The following is a 17,814-nucleotide window of genomic DNA, read 5'->3' as shown; positions in this document are numbered from 1 at the left end:
GCCCAGTTCGGCATTGATCGCCGCGACCACCCGCATCGTCGACAGCGAATCCCCACCCAGATCGAAGAACGAATCGTCGACCCCGACCCGGTCCACGCCCAGCACGTTGGTGTAGATCGAGGCGACCGTCTGCTCGATCTCGCCCGTCGGCGCCCGGTACCGCGACGCGTCGGCGTAGTCGGGGGCGGGCAGGGCGCGGGTGTCGAGCTTGCCGTTGACCGTCACCGGCAACGCATCGAGCACCACCACCGCCGCGGGCACCATGTACGCCGGTAACCGCTGCCCCACCACCGCCCGCGCCGCCACCGGGTCGACCGATCCGGTGACGTAGCCGACCAGCCGCGTCACCCCCGGGGTGTCCTCGCGGGCCAGCACCGCCGCCTGTTCGACCCCGTCCAGGGCCGCCAACGCCGACCGCACCTCGCCCAACTCGATGCGGAAACCCCGAATCTTCACCTGCTCGTCAGCCCGACCCAGATAGTCCAGCTGACCGTCCGAGCGCCACCGCACCAGATCCCCGGTGCGATACATCCGCTCACCCGGCGCCCCGAACGGACACGCCAGGAACCGCGACGCCGTCAACCCCCCACGACGCCAATACCCCACGCCCACACCGCGACCCGCCAGGTACAACTCCCCGACCACCCCGGTCGGCACCGGCCGCAGCCACTCGTCGAGGACGAAGAACGCCGCCCCCGCCGTCGGCGACCCAATCGGCGGTGACCCCGACCCCGCCACCAACGGCAGACTGCGGCACAGCCACATCGTCGTCTCCGTCGGGCCATACACGTTGACCATCACCCGACCCGGCGCCCAACGATCCACCAACTCCGGCGGACACGGCTCAGCCCCGATCACCAACGCCGCCGACCCCAACCCCTCGATCGGCAATACAGCTGCCGCCGAGGGCGTTTGGGTCAACACCGTCACACCCTCGGCCGTCAACAGCGCGTGGAAGTCCGCCGCCGACCGCGCCACCTCGTCGGGCACCACCACCAACCGCCCACCGTGCAGCAACGCCCCCCCAGATCTCCCACACCGAGAAGTCGAACGAATAGGAATGAAACTGCGTCCACACCTGATCCGGACCCAACGCGAACCCCAGATCCAACCCGGCGAACAACTGCGCCACGTTGGATTGCGACACCGCCACACCCTTCGGCACACCCGTCGTCCCCGAGGTATAGATCACGTGCGCCACATCATCGGGATCCGGCAACGGCAACGCCGCCACCGACGCCGCGGCCACCACCGGATCGGCCACGTCCACCACAGGCATGTCGAAACTCGAGAACCGGTCCACCAGATCGGCCGTCGTCACCGCCACCACCGGCGCGGTGTCACCCACCATGAACTCCACCCGCGCCCCGGGCAACGCCGGATCGATCGGCAAATACGCCGCCCCCGACTTCAACACCGCCACAATCGCCACGACCGCCTCCGCCGAGCGCGCGAACATCAACGCCACCGCCCGACCCGGACCCGCCCCACGCTCCACCAACACCCGGGCCAGCCGGTTCGACGCCTCGTCGAGCTCCCGATACGTCAACGACCGACCCGCACACGTCAACGCCACCGCATCACCACGCGCCGCCACCTGCCCGGCGAACAACCCCACCACCGACGCCTTGGCTACCGGCCGGTCCAGCACCGCCCGATTGCCCCACCGATCCAGCCGCGCCCGCTCCACCTCGTCCAGCAGATCCACCGACGACAACCGACGCTGCGGATCCGCCGTCATCGCCACCAGCATGCGTTCGAGTCGCCCGACGAGCTCGCGGACCGTGTCGGCGTCGAAGACGTCGGTGCGGAATTCCACCGTCACGTCGAGTCCGTCGGGCTCGCCACCGTCGTCCCACCGCTCACCGAGGGAGAACGCCAGATCCATCCGCGCGGTCTCGGTGTCCACCGGCAACGGGGTCACCCGGAGATCGCCCAGTGCCAGGCCGGCCGCGTCACCGGCCTGCCAGGCGAAGTTCTGCCAGCCGAGCAACACCTGGACCACCGGGTGACGGGTCATGCTCCTGGTCGGGTTGAGCCGCTCGACGAGCATCTCGAACGGCACGTCCTGGTGCTCGTAGGCGGCCAGGCTCTGGCGGCGCACCTGAGCCAGCAGCTCGGCGAAAGTCGGGTCGCCGCTGGGATGTTCGTCGAGATCGACGCGCAGCACCAGGGTGTTGACGAAGAAGCCGACGAGGTCGTCGAGGGCGGCGTCGCGGCGGCCCGCGATGGGGAAGCCGATCGCGACGTCCGGCGTGGCGCCGAGTTCGGCCAGCAGCGCGGCGAACGCCGTCTGGATCACCATGAAGCTCGTCGCGTTGTGGTCGCGGGCGAGCCGGCGGACGCGTTGCTGCAACTCCACCGGCCACTGCACGCTCACCCGCGCCCCGCGGTGGTCGGCGACGGGCGGGTAGCGCCGATCGGTGGGCAGCTCGATCTGCTCGGGCATTCCGGCCAGCGCCCGTTCCCAGTAGTCGAGCTGGGCGGCGATGGGACCGTCCGCCGCGTCGAGGTCGCCGAATAGCCGTCGCTGCCACAGCGTGTAGTCGACGTACTGCACCGGCAGCGGCGCCCATCCGGGAGCGTGGCCGGCACTGCGGCTGGCATAGGCCGTCCCGAGATCGCGCACCAGTGGCGTGATGGACGAGCCGTCGGCCGCGATGTGGTGCACCACGACCACGAGCACGTGATGGTCGTCGGCGACCCTCAGCAGCGTGGCGTGCAACGGCACGTGCTCGGACAGGTCGAAGGTGTGCTGGGCCGCCGCGCGGACCGCGTCGTCGAGCCGCGTCACCGGCCAGCCGCCGGCGTCGATCGAGGCCCAACCGATGTCGGCCTCGTCGGCGGGCAAGACGACCTGGCGCGGGGTGCCCTCCGGCGCGGTGAACAGCGTCCGCAGCGACTCGTGCCGCCCGACCACGTCCGTCATCGCCGCCCGCAGCGCGTCGGCGTTCAGCCGCCCCCGCAGCCGCAGCGCGACCGCCAGGTTGTAGGTCGCCGATGGCCCCTGCAGCTGGTCGAAGAACCACAGCCGGTGCTGGGCGAAGGACAGCGGGACGACGTCGGGTCGCTCGGCGGCGACGAGCGGTTCCAGGCGCACCGCGTCACCGCCGACGCGTGGTGCCAGCAGCGCGACGGTCGGCGCGTCGAAGAGGGTGCGCACCGACAGTTCGACGCCGAGGCTGGCGTTCACCGCGCCGATGAGCCGCATCGCCGACAGCGAGTCACCGCCGAGGTCGAAGAACGAGTCGTCCACGCCCACGCGCTGCACGCCGAGCACCTGGGCGTAGATGTCGGCGAGGATCTCCTCGACGACGCCGACCGGGCGGCGGTAGGTGTCGCCGTCGGTGTACTCGGGGGCGGGCAGGGCCCGGCGGTCGAGCTTGCCCGACGACGTCAGCGGCATCTCGTCGAGCACGACGATGTGCGGCGGGACCATGTAGTCGGGCAGTCGCGCCCGCAACCGCTGACGCACGGCGCTGATCTTCGTGCTGCCGTGGGGCTCGTTGGCGGGTACGCGCTGGTGCGCCCCCGCCGGCGGGAGGTAGAGGTCGGTGAGCGCCGCGTCCCCCGGCGCGACGAAGACGGCCTCGATCGTGCCCGGCTGCGCACCCCAGGTGACGGTGACGTGATAGCCCGCGGATTCGCCGATCTCGTACAGCACGTCCGGGGTGGTCGCGGGCGGCCCGTCGGCGTGCTGTGCCGCCTCGGTCACGGGGCGTCCCGCGGCCAACGCCTCCTCCAGCCGAACGTCGTCGATGACCCCGGCACGCGGAATACCGTTGATGCGCAACGCATCCGGTCGTTCGAGGGCCACACGGTCGCGCACCCCGGCCGCACCGCCGCACTGTGCCCACGACCAGGTGGGGGCGGCGGCCAGTGAGCGCACCGAGTCGGCCGTGCGGATGGTGACGTCGTAGCGGTACCGGCTCAGCTCGTTGTCCGAGGACCCCCGCTTGAGGTCGATGCTCAACCCCACCGGCGCCGGCCGGCCGGCCGCCCACGCCGTGAAGAACTCCGGCGACAGCAGCAGTTCGGGCTCACCGAGCACGGCGTGCTGCACGCGCTGGCGGAGCACGGCGGCGTCGGTCTGCGCGCTGCCCGATCGCGCGATGGCGATCGCGGTCTGAAAGGCGTTCTGCAGGTCGTGGTTTCGCACGTCGCCGATGAACAGCGCGCCGCCGGGGGCCAGGAGTCGAACGGCGTTGTCCATCACCTCGGTCAGGTACGCCGCATTCGGGAAGTACTGCACCACCGAGTTGACGACGATGACGTCGAAGTTCCCTGCGGGTAGGCCGTCGGTGACGTGGGCGGGCCTGGCCAGCAGCTCGACGCGGTCACGCCAGGGCACGTCCCCGTCTCCCAACGCGACGCGGAGCTTCTCGATGGCCTCCGGCGACACGTCGGTGGCGACGTAGCGCTCGCAGTGCGGCGCCACCTGCGACAGCACCAGGCCCGAGCCCGCGCCGATCTCCAGCACCCGGCGCGGGCGCAGCGCCATGATGCGGGCCACCGTCGCCGAGCGCCACTCCCGCATCTCCTCGAGCGGGATGGGATCACCGGTGTAACTGCTGGTCCAGCCGCGGAAGTCCATTCCGAAGCCGGGCTCGTCGCCATCGGCGGCGTAGAGCTCGTCGTAGACGTGGCGCCACTCCCCGACGATCTCGTCGTCGTGGTCGGTGTCGCGGTGCGCGCTGGTGGCGTGCTCGAAGGTGATGTATCCGACGAGCTGGGGTCCCGCGGTGCCGTGGTGCACCGTGGCGGCGGCCTGGCCCACCTGCGGGCAGGCCAGCAGCGCGCTTTCGATCTCGCCGAGTTCGATCCGCTGCCCGCGCAGCTTGATCTGGGTGTCGACGCGACCCAGGTAGTCCAGGGTGCCGTCGGGGTTCCACTGCGCGAGGTCACCGGTGCGGTACATCCGCGTGCCCGAATCCGACTGGTCGCCATGGGGATCGGCGACGAAGCGCTCGGCGGTCAGCGTCGGTCGGCCCACGTAGCCGTGCGCCAGGGCGGGCCCGGCCAGGTAGAGCTCGCCGGGCACCCCGACCGGCGCGGGATGGAGTCGAGCGTCGAGCACCAGTGTCCGGACCCCGGCGATCGGCGTGCCAATGCTGACCCGGCCCGCCGGCGTCAGCCTGGCCCCCGTCGCCCAGATCGTGGCCTCGCTGGGACCGTAGGCGTTGAACAGTTCCCGGCCGGGGGCCCACGCCTGCACCAGCTCGTCGGGGCAGGCCTCTCCGCCGGTGACGAGGGTCGCCAGAGCGGTGAGCCGGGTGCGGTCCAGCGAGGCCACCACGGTCGGGGTCAGCAGGCTGGCGCTCACGCGATGTTGCTGCATCAACGCGGTGAGGGCGTCACCGGCGTAGACGTCGTGGGGTGCGACGACCAGGGCCGCGCCCACCCCCGTCGCCATGAGGATCTCGTACAGGGAGGCATCGAAGGTCGGCGCGGCCACCATCAGCACCCGGTCCTGCGCGGTCAGACCGAACAGATCGCGTTGTGCCGCAGCGGCTCCGAGCAGTCCGGCATGGCTGACCGCGACGCCCTTGGGCTCGCCGGTGGACCCGGAGGTGAAGATGACGTAGGCCGTGTCGTCCACCGCGAGCGGCGCCAGCCGATCGCCGTCGGTGACGGGCCCCGCGTCCAAGCCGCTGGCATCGATGCCGTCGAGGCGCAGCACCGGGCGCGACCCCGCTCCCGGCACCGAGTCGGTCTCACCGGTCAGCACGCACACCGCATCCACCGCGTCGAGCACCGTGGCGATCCGCTCCACGGGGTGGTGCGCGTCCAGCGGCACGTAGATGCCGCCGGCCTTCAGCACCGCCCACCAGGCCGTCACCAGTTCGGCGCTGCGGTCGAGGGCTACCCCGACGGCCCGCTCGGGTCCGACCCCGGCCTGAATCAGCCTGCGTGCCAACCGGTTCGAGGCCGCGTCGAGATCGCGGTAGGTGAGGCTGCGGTCGCCGTCCACGACGGCCGGCGCAGCGGGGTCGACCGCGGCCAGGAGTTCGGGTCCGGGTCCCAGGCCCACCGGCGCCGACCCCCCGGCCCCCGACCACCGTGCGAGGCGATCGCGCTCGGACGCATCGAGGAGGTCGACCGACGAGAACGCGCGCGTCGGCTCGGCGGTCATCACGGCCAGGATGCGATCGAAACGCGCCAGCAGCGAGTCGATCTCGGCGGCGCCGAAGACGTCGGCGTCGTATTCGACGTGCAGGCCGAGCTGCGGACCCGGCAGAGCCTCCACGGTGAGCGGGTAGTGGTTGAACTCGCGGTTGGCGAACTCGGCGATGGCGAGGTCGTCGACGCCGAGCGGGGTGCCCGCGTCGACCGGATAGTTCTCGTAGACGAACAGTGTGTCGAAGAGCTGCTCGTGACCGGTCACGCGGTGAATCTCGTTGAGCGCCAGGTGTTGATGCTCGAGGGTGGCGTTGTGGGCGGCCTGCAGCCCGTCGAGCAGTTCGACGGCGGTGGTGGCCGGGGTGAGGCGGGCGCGGACCGGCACGGTGTTGATCAGCAGTCCGACCATCGCCTCGGCGTCCTGCACCTCCAGCTGACCCAGCCGCGACCTGGCCGTGCCGAACACGACGTCCGACGATCCGGTCAGCGCACCGAGCAGCACCCCCCACGCGCCCTGCAGCACCGTGCTGACCGTGGTGTGGCACGACCGGGCGAGGTCGCCCAGCGCGCCGGTCGTCTCGGCCGACAGCTGCACCGAGGCGAAACCGCGTCGGCCCGAACCGAATCGGTCGTCGCGGCCGCGGAGGGCGGCGACCAGGGTCGGCGCGTCGAGTCCTGCGAGCACCTCGCCCCACGCGGCCCGTGCGGCGTCGAGGTCGCGCTCGGCGAGCCAGGTGATGAACGTGCGGTAGGACGCGGCCGCAGGCAGCCGGTGCCCGGCGTAACTGGTGAAGATCTCCCGCAGCAGGATCGGCATCGACCACCCGTCGAGCACGATGTGGTGGTTGGTCAGCACGAAGCGGTGCCGGTTCTCGGCGATGCGGATCAGCACGGCCCGGAACGCGGGCTGGTTGGCCAGATCGCAGACGGCCGTGCGCTCGTCGGCGCACAGCTTCTCGAGCTCGCCGGGACCGGAGACGTCGTCGGCGTCGACTAACTGCCAGGCGATGTCGGGTTCGGCGAGGATGAGCTGCACGGGTTCGGCGAACTGCTGGTGGAACTGCGCCGCCAGATGGGGGTGTCGGGCGACCACGGCGCGCACCGCGTCGCGCAGCCGATCGGGGTCGAGGGTGCCGGTGAGGGTGAAGTCCAGCTGCACCGAATAGGTCTCGGCGAGCTCGGCGCGGTCCTGCGCGGTGGTGGTGTGGAACAGCAACCCCTGCTGCAGCGGGGTGAGCGGCAGGATGTCGGCGACCCGGTAGCGCCGCTGCACGTCGTCGATCTGCTGCTGGGTCAGCCGGGCGGGGGCGATGTCGGACGGGGTCAGCCCTCCCCCACCGGCACGGACGTGGGCGCAGATGTCGGTGAGCGCGTCGAACCACAGCCGGCCCAGCCGTTCGACGTCGGCATGGTCGAGGACGTGGGTCGCCCAGGTCCAGTCGGCGCGCAGCTGCGGGCCCGCCTCGGTGTCGACCGCTCCCGCGTTGAGCTCCAGGGTGTGGAACAGCGGCAGCGCCGCCGCGGTGGCCGCGCCGCCCAACGACAGCCCCTCCGCGCCGAGCCGCCACAGTTCGTCCACCTCGGGCACGGCCGGAAGACCAAGGCGGCCAAGGTAGTTGAAGCCGATGGTCGGATCGGGACCCGCCGGGCCGCCCTCGGCGTAGGCGAGCAGACCGTAGGTCAGGGGGTGCGGCAGGGCGCGGAGCTGTTCCTTGGCGTCCTTGACGACGTCCCCCAGCGTCGCGTCGCCCGCGAGGAGCCGCAGGGCGACCGGGTACTTGGCGGTGAGCCACCCGACGGTGCGCGAGAGGTCGACGTCCGGGGCGAACTCCTCGTGCCGTCCGTGGCCTTCGACGTCGATGACGATCTCGGTGGGGGTGTCGCGAAAAGCGCTGAACGCCATTGCGAAACCGATCAGCAGGAGGTCCTGGACCCCGGCGTGGAAGGCGGCGGGTACCTCGCCGAGCAGCATCCGGGTGTGCTCGGCGTCCAGCGACAGCGACAGCCGTCCCGCCGTGGCATGGGTGTCGGCGTCCCCCGGTGGCGGCAGTGCGGCGGGGGCCGCATCGATCGCCGCCCACTCGGCGGCCCGGGCGACGACGTCGGGGCGGCCTGCGATCTCGGGGAGCAGGTCGGCCCAGCGCTGGAACGAGGTGCCCGTCGGCGCCAGCTCGATCGGCTGTCCCGCGCGGCGCTGCGCCCAGCCGACGTTGATGTCCTCCACCAGGATTCGCCAGGACACGCCGTCGACCGCCAGGTGGTGGACGATCAGCGCGAGCCGGCCGTCGGCGGGTGCCCACAGCGCGCTGACCAGCCGGCCGGCAGCCGGGTCGAGACGCGAGCGCGCCGACGCCACGGCGTCGTCGGACAGGTCGGCCACCACGCGCAGGCAGTCCCGCGCATCGACGGAGCCGACGGCGGGCACCTGCAACGACCACCCACCCGGGTCGCCGTTCACGCGCAGCCGCAGCATGGCGTGCCGGTCGAGGAGAGCCTGCAGCAGCGCGGCCACGTCGTCCTCGGTGACGCCGCTCGGAGCCCGAAGGACGACGGTTTGATTGAACTCGTCGATCGGCCCGCCACGATCGGCCAGCCACGCCATGATCGGCGTGAGCCGAACCGCGCCGACGCCCTCGTCGACCTCGTCGGACTGATCGCCCGACGCCGCGGCCACCCGCGCGAGCCGGGCCACCGTCTGCTCGACGAAGACGTCGCGCGGACGGCACGTCAGCCCCGCTGCCCTCGCCCGCGCCGCCACCTGCATCGAGAGGATGCTGTCGCCGCCCAGCTCGAAGAAGGAGTCGTCGACGCCGACGACCTGCGGCGGCTCGACACCCAGCACCTCGGCGAAGATGCCGGCCAGGATCTCCTCGGCCGTCGTCACCGGGGCCCGGTACTCGCCGACGACGTACTCCGGTGCGGGCAGGGCCCGGGTGTCGAGCTTTCCGCTCGAGGTCAGCGGCAATTCGGGCAGCACCACCACGGCCGCGGGCACCAGGTAGGCGGGCAACCGGGCAGCCAGCGCCGTCCGCGCCTGCCCGGGGTCCACGGCGCCGGTGACGTAGCCGACGAGCCGCTTGTCACCGGGGCGGTCCTCACGGGCGACGACGGCCGCGTGGGTGACCCCGTCGAGCGCGGCCAACGCCGTGCGCACCTCGCCGAGTTCGATGCGGTACCCGCGGATCTTGACCTGCTCGTCGGCCCGCCCGACGTAGCGCAACTGTCCGTCGGCGCCCCAGTACACCAGGTCGCCCGTGCGGTACATCCGCTCTCCGGCGCGGCCGAACGGGCAGGCCACGAAGCGCGACGCCGTCAGCCCGGTGCGGCGCACGTACCCGACGCCGAGCCCGGCGCCCGCCACGTACAGCTCACCGATCACCCCCGGCGACACCGGCTGCATCCACCCGTCGAGCACGAACAGCGCCGACCCCGGCACCGGCGATCCGATCGGCGCCGCCCCGCCACCGGCGCGCAGGGGTGCGCTGACCGCGACGTAGATCGTGGTCTCGGTCGGGCCGTAGGCGTTGATCATGACCCGCCCCGGCGCCCACCGGTCCACGACGTCGGCGGGGCAGGCCTCCCCGCCCATCACCAACGCCGTCGACTCCAGCCCCTCGGACGCCAACATGCCCATGGCGGAAGGGGTTTGGGTGAGCACGGTGACCTGCTGGGTCACCAGGAAGTCGTGGAAGTCCTCGGGCTCGCCGACCACCGACTCCGGTACGACCGCGAGGCGACCGCCGCGCAGCAGCGCCGAGAAGATCTCCCACACCGAGAAGTCGAAGGCGTAGGAGTGCCAGTGCGACCACGCCTGCTCGGCTGCCGGCGGCAGGCCGCCGTCTTGCGACGCGATGAGCTGCGTCAGGTTGCGGTGGGTGATGGCCACGCCCTTGGGGGTGCCCGTCGTGCCGGACGTGTAGATCACGTAGGCGACGTCGTCGGGGGCGGCACCCGCGGGCGGCGGGCCGGGCTCGAGGTCACCCGCGGGATCGTCGAGGTCGAGGACCACACCGTCGAATCCTTGGACCAGACCTGTCAATTCGGCATTCGTGACGACGGCGAAGGGCATGGCGTCGGCGAGCATGAAGGCGATGCGCTCGGCCGGCAGCGCGGGGTCGATCGGCAGGTAGGCGGCGCCGGAGTGCAGCACCCCCATGATGGCGACGACCGACTCCGTGGATCGGGGCAGCAGCAGCGCCACGGTCCGACCCGGTCCCACCCCGCGGTCGGCGAGGCGCTGCGCGACGTGGCGCGCGGCATCGTCGAGTTCGCGGTAGGTCAGCGAGCCGTCGGGACCGCTGAGGGCCACCGCGCCCGGGCTGCGGTCGACCTGCACGGCGAACGCCTCCGGCACCGAGGCCGGTGCCGCGGTCGAGCCGCCCTCGAGCGCGACCCAGTTCCCCAAGGCCGCAAGGTGTTCCAGCTCCCGTCCGGGTCGTCGATCCAGCGCCGACAGCCGTCGGCCCGGGTCGGCGGCCATCGCCGCGAGCACCCGTTCCAGCCGGCCGGCGAGTTCGGGGACGTCGACGGCGGTGGTGAACGGCCTGCCGTCCCCCAGCGTGCTGAACACCAGTTCGTCGCCGGTGCCGGAGAAGATCAGCCCGAAGCTGCGCCCGAGTCCGGAGATCAGCGACGCCGACGCCTGGGCGGCCCCGAACGGGATGGTGAATCCCGAAGGCAGGAAGTCGATGACGACGCGGTCGGTGACCCGGCCCGGGCCCTGCAGGGCGGTCTGTTCGAGCGCCTGGACCGGGTAGCGCTGGTGGCGCAGGGCCTCCCCGATGCGCGCGTCGACGTGCGCGCAGAAGTCGGCGACGGTGGCATCGGGCGACACCCGCAACACCAGGGGTACGACCCCGGCGACCATCCCGGGAATGGTCTTCGAGTCCGGATGCACCCGCCGGCTGACGGGAAGGTCGAGGACGACCTCGTCGTCCTCGGCACCCCAGCTGCGCACGATGACGGCGCAGGCCGCCGCGAGCACCGTCGAGCGCGAGATGCCCGCCGTCTCGCACATCCGGTGCACGTCGGCCAGGACGCCGGCGTCGAGGGCGACCGGAGCCGACGACCCCGCCGTCTCGTCGCCGTGGTCGGCGTCGGGCAGGCGGTGCAGGGAGGCGCCGGTCGTCGGCACGTTGGCCGCCCAGTACTCCTCGTCCTGGGCGTACTCGTCGGAGGCCGCGTAGTCGGACTCGACGTCGACGAGGTCCTGCAGGGAACCGAAGATCGGTGGCGGGATCGCCGCCCCGGACACCAGCGCGGAGTAGATCGCGGCGATGCGCCGACACAGCAGCGACAGCCCGTAACCGTCGATGACGATGTGGTGGCAGCAGACGAAGAGGGCAGCGTTGAATTCAGCACCGAACCCCGCATCGAACAGCGTGAACGAGAACAGCCGTCCGTCCAGTGGCATCGGCGTGGCCTGGATCGACGTCGCCAGCGCGCGGGCCTGCGACATCGGGTCGGCCGCGCCGCCGGTGTCGACGACGTCGAGGTCGACTGCGGGATAGTCGACCGTCCGCTGCAGGAGCTGGCCGTCCTCTTCGAAGAAGGTGGCCCTGACCGGCTCGGCCTCGGCCACCGCCCGCGTGATCGCCCATTCCAGGGCCTCGCGCTCGACGGCACCCCCGAGCTCCACGAACAGACCGAGTTGCCAGTCCGTACCGGGGTGGCCCGCCTCCTGTGCCAGCCACACGTCGAGCTGACCCCGGGTGACCGGCACCGCCGGGTTGCCCTGCGGCATTCACTACCCCCGATTGGACAGATGGACGATTAATTGCGCTGGTGTTCGGCCAATCTGTCGCGCAGACTCTTGGGCCGAATGTCGGTCCATTCCCGGTCGATGTAGTTCAGACACGAGGAGCGATCGGCCTCGCCGAAGACGACCCGCCATCCGTCGGGGATATCGGCAAAGGTGGGCCACAGGCTGTGCTGCTCTTCGTCATTGATGAGGACGACGAAGCTGCCATTCTCGTCATCGAACGGGTTGTTAGACACGATGCCCTCCAGGACAATTGACGTCACTTCATGTCGATCCGTCTGCCGGCCGAATGCTACCCGTCGGGGCGGATGCTCGCGAACCGCCGATGCGAGCTAATATTGCCGCCGATCGACGGCGCGGCATTTCTCCGCATTCTGGCCCATTATTGATTCAATTCGTGAAGTTCAGGTCCATTCCTGGGAGTCGTGAATCAAATTTCTGAGTCGTCGGAACCGGCGCTATTTCCGCCATTGCCGACGGGCCGGATCGATTGTTGCAGCCGTCCCTGAGCGCAGACTGTGCGCCTGCGATTTCGCTCTGCCGGACTCGATCGCCGCAGCGTGGCGTTCACGCGGTCGCCGCGGATCGGCCGGAGTTTGCTGAATCCTCCGGCGGACGGCCGGGCCACCCGTACCGCGGCGGCCTCCGCCGAGCCGCGGGTCGCTACGAGCCTTGACGGTCTGATGAGACCCATGTCACACTCGGTTAGTTAATCGATTGAACTCGCAAAGGAGCGGGGGTGGCGGTCCGGATGAAGGACGTGGCGGAGCGGGCGGGCGTCTCGTCGGCCACCGTCTCGCTGGCCCTCGCGGGAGACCCGCGCATCTCGCAGGCCACGCGCCTCAACGTCGAACGGGCCGCGCGCGAGATGGGATACCGGCCGCACGTGGGGGCCAGGGCCCTGCGCACCGCGTCGACCCGCACGATCGGCCTCGTCGTCAGCGACGTCGCCAACCCGTTCTTCGCCGACCTCGCCGGCGCCATTCAGCGGGCCGCGGCGACGTCGTCGCACTCGCTGGTGCTCTGCAACAGCGACGAGGACCCCGAACGCCAGGACGAATACCTGCTGAACCTCCTCGACGGCCGTCAGGTCGACGGCGTGATCGTCGTGCCGACCTCGGCCATGACCCCCGGCCTGCACCGGGCGGGTGCGGCCGGGGCCCGCCTGGTCCTGCTGGACCGGCCGATCGAGGTGACCGGCCGCGACGCCGCCGCCCGTCACCTTCGCGACTGTCCCGTCGTGCGCAGTGACCCCGGCGCCGCGCTCGCCGAGGTCGCCGAGTGGCTGACCGCTCTCGGGCATCGGCGCATCGGCATCATCGCTCCCCCGCTGCAGACCCAGGTGGGTCGCGAACGCCGCGATCTGCTCGTCGAGGCACTGGTGGGCCGCGGCGTCGCCCATGGCGAGATCTCCGTCGTCGAAGGAGATTTCCGGCAGGACAGCGGGGCGACGGCCGCCATCGGGCTGATGCGGCGGACCCGTCCCCCGACGGCCATCTTCGCCGCCGACGGCCTGATGGCGGTCGGTGCGCTCAAGGGTCTGCGGCAGGCGGGCCTGCGGGTGCCGCGGGACGTCTCCCTCGTCGGGTTCGACGACGCGCCGTGGTTCGACCTGTTCGACCCGCCGCTCGCCGCGGTGGCGCAGCCCGTCGACGCGATGGCCACCGCCGCCGTGGACGCCATGCTGGCGCTGCTGGCCGGCCGCCCGGCCCACGGCGCCTTCCCGGCCTGCCGGGTCGTCCGACGCCAATCCTGCGGTCCAGCACCAGAATTCGACCCCCGGCCGTCGCCACCACGGCGACGCCGATGAGAAAGGAAGCATCATGACGAACCCCCTCAGCCGACGACGGTGCCGCGTCGCGGCCGTCGCCGCCCTGGCCACGACACTGGCGTTGACGTCGGCGGGATGCAACCGGGGGTCCGGTGGCGAGAGCACGGCCAGCGCCGGTCCCCGCATCGCCATCGTCACGCGCGACTTCACCAATCCCTACTGGGCGGCGCTGCGCGACGGGGCGATGGCCGAGGCCAAGAAGCAGGGTCTGGACGTCACCGTCCAAGCGGGTAGCTCCGAGACCGACTCGACCGGGGAGAACACCAAGATTTCCGCACTCGCGGCGCAGGACTACGACTGCTTCGGCGTCGTCCCGGTCAACGACACCAACGTCATCACCCCGCTGGTTCCGGTGGCCAGGAAGAACATTCCGATCCTGAACCTCGACACGCAGATCAGTGCGGACGCGTCCAAGGCCGCCGGGGTGTCCTACGCATCGTTCATCGGCGCGGACAATCTGTCGGCCGGCCAGCAGGCGGGTCAGGCCCTGATGAAGGCCATGGGCGGTGGCGGCGACGTGGCCGTGCTGCAGGGCATCGCCGGCGAGCAGAACGGGATCAACCGTCTCGCCGGGTTCACTCAGGCGACGCAGGGCAAGGTGCAGATCGTCGCCACCCAGCCCGCCAACTACGACCAGAACACCGCGCTCACCGTCACCGCGGACCTGCTCCGCGCGCACCCGACCATCAAGGGCATCTTCGCGGCCAACGACACGATGGGTCTTGGCGCGGCCCAGGCGGTGAAGAACGCGGGCAAGTCGGGTGCGATCTCCATCATCTCCGTCGACGGCATCACCGCGGCGCTGCAGGCGGTCAAGGACGGCACCCTGTCGGGGACCATCAGCCAATACCCTTATGCCGAAGGCCAAATGGCCGTGCAGGCGTGCGCGAACCTGGCCGCCAAGAAGCCGGTTCCCGCCCGCGTCGTCGCGCCCATCGTGCTGATCGACGCGTCCAACGTCGACAAGGCGCTCGCGGCCTTCCCGCAGCCGTTCGAGCCGTATGACAACCCGATCACCGGCGGGAAGTGATGGCCACGGCGACCGCCGCGCCGACCGCCGGGCGCACCGCGCGCACGCGACCGTCGGTCGGGGCGGCGGCCAGATACGCCGCCCCGATCGGGCTCGTCATCGTCTTCGTCGTCTTCTTCATCGCGACGCCGCACTTCCTCACCGTGGCGAACCTGACCGACCTGCTCGTCTCCGCCTCGATCCTGATGGTGCTCGCGATGGGCCAGCAGGTGGTCGTCGCCGTCGCGGGCATCGACCTGTCGGTGGGCTCCAACTTGCCTTGGGCCGCAGCCACGTTGGGCTTCGCCTACACCCACGGGGTCAACCTCGCGGTGTCGATGCTGCTGGCGCTCGTCGCGGGCGGAATCGTCGGCCTGATCAACGGGCTGCTGATCGCTCGCCTGGGCATGACCGACTTCATCGTCACCCTCGGCAGTCTGTCGGTGGTCAGTGGGGCCACCCTGCTGCTGACGGGAGGCAACACCGTCGCGGTGTCGTCGCCGTTCCTGCAGGGGCTGGCGCTGGACGGCGTCGGGCCGGTGCGGTGGTTCTGGCTGGTCGCGATCATCGCCGCCCTCTTCGTGGCGTTCCTGCTGTTCGCCACCAAGACCGGGACGCATCTGCTGGCCACGGGCGGAAACCTGGAGGCGGCCAGGGGAACTGGCATCGACGTCGGGCGGATCAGGATGCTGGCCTACGTCCTGTCCGGCCTGGCGTGCGGGGTGGCGGGCATCCTGCTGGTCGCCCGCACCGGGGGCGCTGACCCCAGCCTGCAGACCGACCTGCTGCTGTCCTCGATCGCCGCGGTGGTCCTCGGTGGCTCCAGCCTGTTCGGCGGCCGCGCGTCCGTCCTGGGATCGGCGGTGGGAGCGGTACTGCTCACCAGCCTGATCAACGGCTTCACGCTGATCGGCATCTCGCAGAACTACCAGCCCGTGGCCGTCGGCGCCGTCGTGCTCGGCGCCGCCTTCATCTCCCGGTTCCAGAAATGAGCTCATCGTGACCGATCCGACGGACGGGGCGCCGCTGGTCGACGTCCGTGGCGTCACCAAGTCCTTCGACGCCGTACGCGCGCTGCGGGGCGTGAACCTGACCCTCTCGCAGGGCCGGGTCACCGCGCTGCTCGGCGACAACGGCGCCGGCAAGTCGACCCTGGTGCGCTGCCTGACCGGGGTGCACCCACCCGACGACGGCGAGATCCTGTTCCGCGGTGAGCCCATCAGACTCCAATCACCGGACGACGCAAGGCATCTCGGCATCGAGACGGTGTATCAGGACCTCGGCTTGATCGAGGATCTGCAGGTCTGGCAGAACCTGTTCCTGAACCGCGAGCTGACCCGCGGCGTCGTGCCGTTCCGGGTGCTGAACAAGAAGGAGATGATCGCCGAGAGCACGACGATCCTCGCCGATCTCGACGTCGACGTGCCCGACGTCCGCGCCACCGTGCGCCGCATGTCGGGCGGCCAGCGGCAGAGCGTCGCCATCGCGCGCGCCGCCAACTGGGGCACCACACTGGTCATCATGGACGAGCCGACCGCCGCGCTCGGCGTCCGCGAGACCGCCGCGGTGGAGAAGCTGATCACCCGGCTGCGTGACAACGGGGTGACCGTCCTGCTGGTCAGCCACGACATGGGTCAGGTCATGCGCGTCGCCGACAGCGCCTGGGTGCTGCGGCGCGGCAGGACGGCGGCGCACCGCGCCACGAGCGAGACCACCGGTGACGAACTCGTCGGTCTGATCACGGGGGCGATCGCCGGTGACGACGATGCCTGAGGCGCCGTCCGTCGTCGTGGTGGGTTCGATCAACGTCGACCACGTCGTGACCGCCCCGCGCTTTCCCCGCCCCGGGGAGACCATCATGGGCACCTCGGTCAGCTCGTCGGTGGGCGGCAAGGGCGCCAATCAGGCCGTGGCCGCGGCACTTGCGGGCGCCACGGTCGCGATGGTGGCCGGCACCGGTGACGACGCCGACGGGGCGCGGGCCCGGGAGCGCCTCGTCCAGCGCGGGGTCTCGACCGACGACGTGGCGGTGCTCGACGCCCACGTCACGGGGACGGCCTGGATCACCGTGGCAGAGCAGGACAACACCATCGTCGTCATCGCGGGGGCCAATCACCACTGGGCGGCGGACACGCTACCCGCCTCGATCGGTACGGCCGCAGTCATGTTGGCGCAGTTGGAGATTCCCGTCGAGGTCGTGCACGCTGCCGCCGATCGCACCACGGGCCTGTTCGTGCTCAACGCCGCGCCGGCCGCCATGCTGCCCGGCCCGCTGCTGGCCCGCTGCGACGTCCTCGTCGTCAACGAACACGAGCTGGCGGTCGTCGCGGGACTCGACGGGGTCACCGACGAGGACGGCATCTCTGCGGCACACGACGCGCTGCGCGGCCGGGGCGTCGGGGCGGTCGTGACCACCCGGGGCGCGCGGGGAGCGATCGTCACCGCGGCCGACGGCGTGACGACGACGCTGCCCGCACCGCGCACCGACGTCGTCGACACCACCGGCGCCGGCGACGCCTTCACCGGCGTGCTGGCCGCCCGCCTGGCCGCGGGCGATCCGCTGGTGGAGGCGGCCCGCCGGGGCGTGATCGCGGGGTCACTCGCCGTGCAGGCGGTCGGCGCCCAGGACTCCTACCCGGACTTCGCGTCCTGCCCGACGGAGGCGCACCCGTGAAGCGCACCGGAATCATCCACGCCGAGTTGGCCCGTCGCATCGCCGCACTGCGCCATACCGACACGTTCGTCGTCTGCGACGCGGGACTGCCGCTGCGACCGGACACTCCGTGCATCGACCTCGGCTACCGCTACGGTCAGGCCACGTTCGCCGACGTCACCGCGACGGTGCTCGGCGAGGTGGTGGTCGAGCACAGCTGGATGTCGGCCGACGTCGCCACGGTCAGCCCCCACGTCCACCGCCACGTCGTGGAGCTCGGGCTCGCGCCGGAGCTGATCGAGCACGGGGCGTTCAAGGCCGCGGTGCTCGACGCCGCCTTCGCGGTGCGGACCGGCGAGGACACGTTCTTCGCCAACGTGCTGTGCCGCGCCGGGGTGCCCTTCGGCTGATTCCGCGTCGAACGTGTGTTCTAACGGCAG

The 17,814-nt window shown here is 71.3% G+C and carries 8 protein-coding genes and 1 pseudogene; 6 read left to right on the top strand and 3 right to left on the bottom strand.

Features of this window, described 5'->3' with window-relative positions; all coding sequences use genetic code 11:
• Positions 1-6: 6 nt before the first annotated feature.
• The 3 genes and pseudogenes from G6N60_RS29105 to G6N60_RS11980 form a co-directional block, all read right to left on the bottom strand.
• Positions 7-963: pseudogene (locus G6N60_RS29105) on the bottom strand (non-ribosomal peptide synthetase); the annotation flags it as partial.
• Complete coding sequence (locus G6N60_RS29100) at positions 845-11,863, bottom strand: non-ribosomal peptide synthetase (protein ID WP_170312557.1); 11,019 nt, start codon at positions 11,861-11,863, stop codon at positions 845-847. The gene G6N60_RS29100 and the pseudogene G6N60_RS29105, both read right to left, overlap by 119 nt.
• 29 nt (positions 11,864-11,892) lie before the next feature.
• Positions 11,893-12,117, bottom strand: a complete 225-nt coding sequence (locus G6N60_RS11980) for an MbtH family protein (RefSeq protein ID WP_163737060.1) — start codon at positions 12,115-12,117, stop codon at positions 11,893-11,895.
• 503 nt (positions 12,118-12,620) lie between these two features.
• Between G6N60_RS11980 and G6N60_RS11975 the strand changes: the two genes are divergently transcribed.
• The 6 genes from G6N60_RS11975 to rbsD are packed head-to-tail and all read left to right on the top strand — an operon-like array spanning position 12,621 to position 17,784.
• On the top strand, positions 12,621-13,691 hold the full coding sequence (locus tag G6N60_RS11975; protein ID WP_163737057.1) for a LacI family DNA-binding transcriptional regulator: 1,071 nt from the start codon (positions 12,621-12,623) through the stop codon (positions 13,689-13,691).
• Positions 13,692-13,704: 13 nt separating this feature from the next.
• Complete coding sequence (locus tag G6N60_RS11970) at positions 13,705-14,742, top strand: sugar ABC transporter substrate-binding protein (protein ID WP_163737054.1); 1,038 nt, start codon at positions 13,705-13,707, stop codon at positions 14,740-14,742.
• The gene (locus G6N60_RS11965; protein WP_163737049.1) at positions 14,742-15,713 is read left to right on the top strand and encodes an ABC transporter permease; all 972 of its coding nucleotides are present in this window, start codon (positions 14,742-14,744) and stop codon (positions 15,711-15,713) included. The genes G6N60_RS11970 and G6N60_RS11965 overlap by 1 nt, the downstream gene beginning before the upstream one ends.
• Before the next feature lie 7 nt (positions 15,714-15,720).
• Positions 15,721-16,494, top strand: a complete 774-nt coding sequence (locus G6N60_RS11960; RefSeq protein ID WP_163737045.1) for an ATP-binding cassette domain-containing protein — start codon at positions 15,721-15,723, stop codon at positions 16,492-16,494.
• Complete coding sequence (locus G6N60_RS11955) at positions 16,487-17,395, top strand: ribokinase (protein WP_163743837.1); 909 nt, start codon at positions 16,487-16,489, stop codon at positions 17,393-17,395. The genes G6N60_RS11960 and G6N60_RS11955 overlap by 8 nt, the downstream gene beginning before the upstream one ends.
• Positions 17,392-17,784 carry a D-ribose pyranase gene (rbsD, locus tag G6N60_RS11950; RefSeq protein ID WP_163737042.1) on the top strand — a complete coding sequence of 131 codons (393 nt, stop codon included), beginning with the start codon at positions 17,392-17,394 and terminating at the stop codon, positions 17,782-17,784. Before G6N60_RS11955 ends, rbsD begins: the two co-directional genes overlap by 4 nt.
• Positions 17,785-17,814 lie beyond the last annotated feature (30 nt).

The sequence above is a fragment of the Mycolicibacterium madagascariense genome, from assembly GCF_010729665.1.
In the GTDB taxonomy this organism is placed as follows: domain Bacteria; phylum Actinomycetota; class Actinomycetes; order Mycobacteriales; family Mycobacteriaceae; genus Mycobacterium; species Mycobacterium madagascariense.
The sequence above is the reverse complement of the archived record's forward strand: the minus strand, read 5'-3'. Positions and strand labels throughout refer to the sequence as shown.

Excerpts from the sequence above, each read along its gene's own strand:
- G6N60_RS29100 (WP_170312557.1), bottom strand. The coding sequence starts at position 11,863 with ATGCCGCAGGGCAACCCGGCGGTGCCGGTCACCCGGGGTCAGCTCGAC.
- G6N60_RS11970 (WP_163737054.1), top strand. The coding sequence starts at position 13,705 with ATGACGAACCCCCTCAGCCGACGACGGTGCCGCGTCGCGGCCGTCGCC.
- G6N60_RS11965 (WP_163737049.1), top strand. The coding sequence starts at position 14,742 with ATGGCCACGGCGACCGCCGCGCCGACCGCCGGGCGCACCGCGCGCACG.
- G6N60_RS11955 (WP_163743837.1), top strand. The coding sequence starts at position 16,487 with ATGCCTGAGGCGCCGTCCGTCGTCGTGGTGGGTTCGATCAACGTCGAC.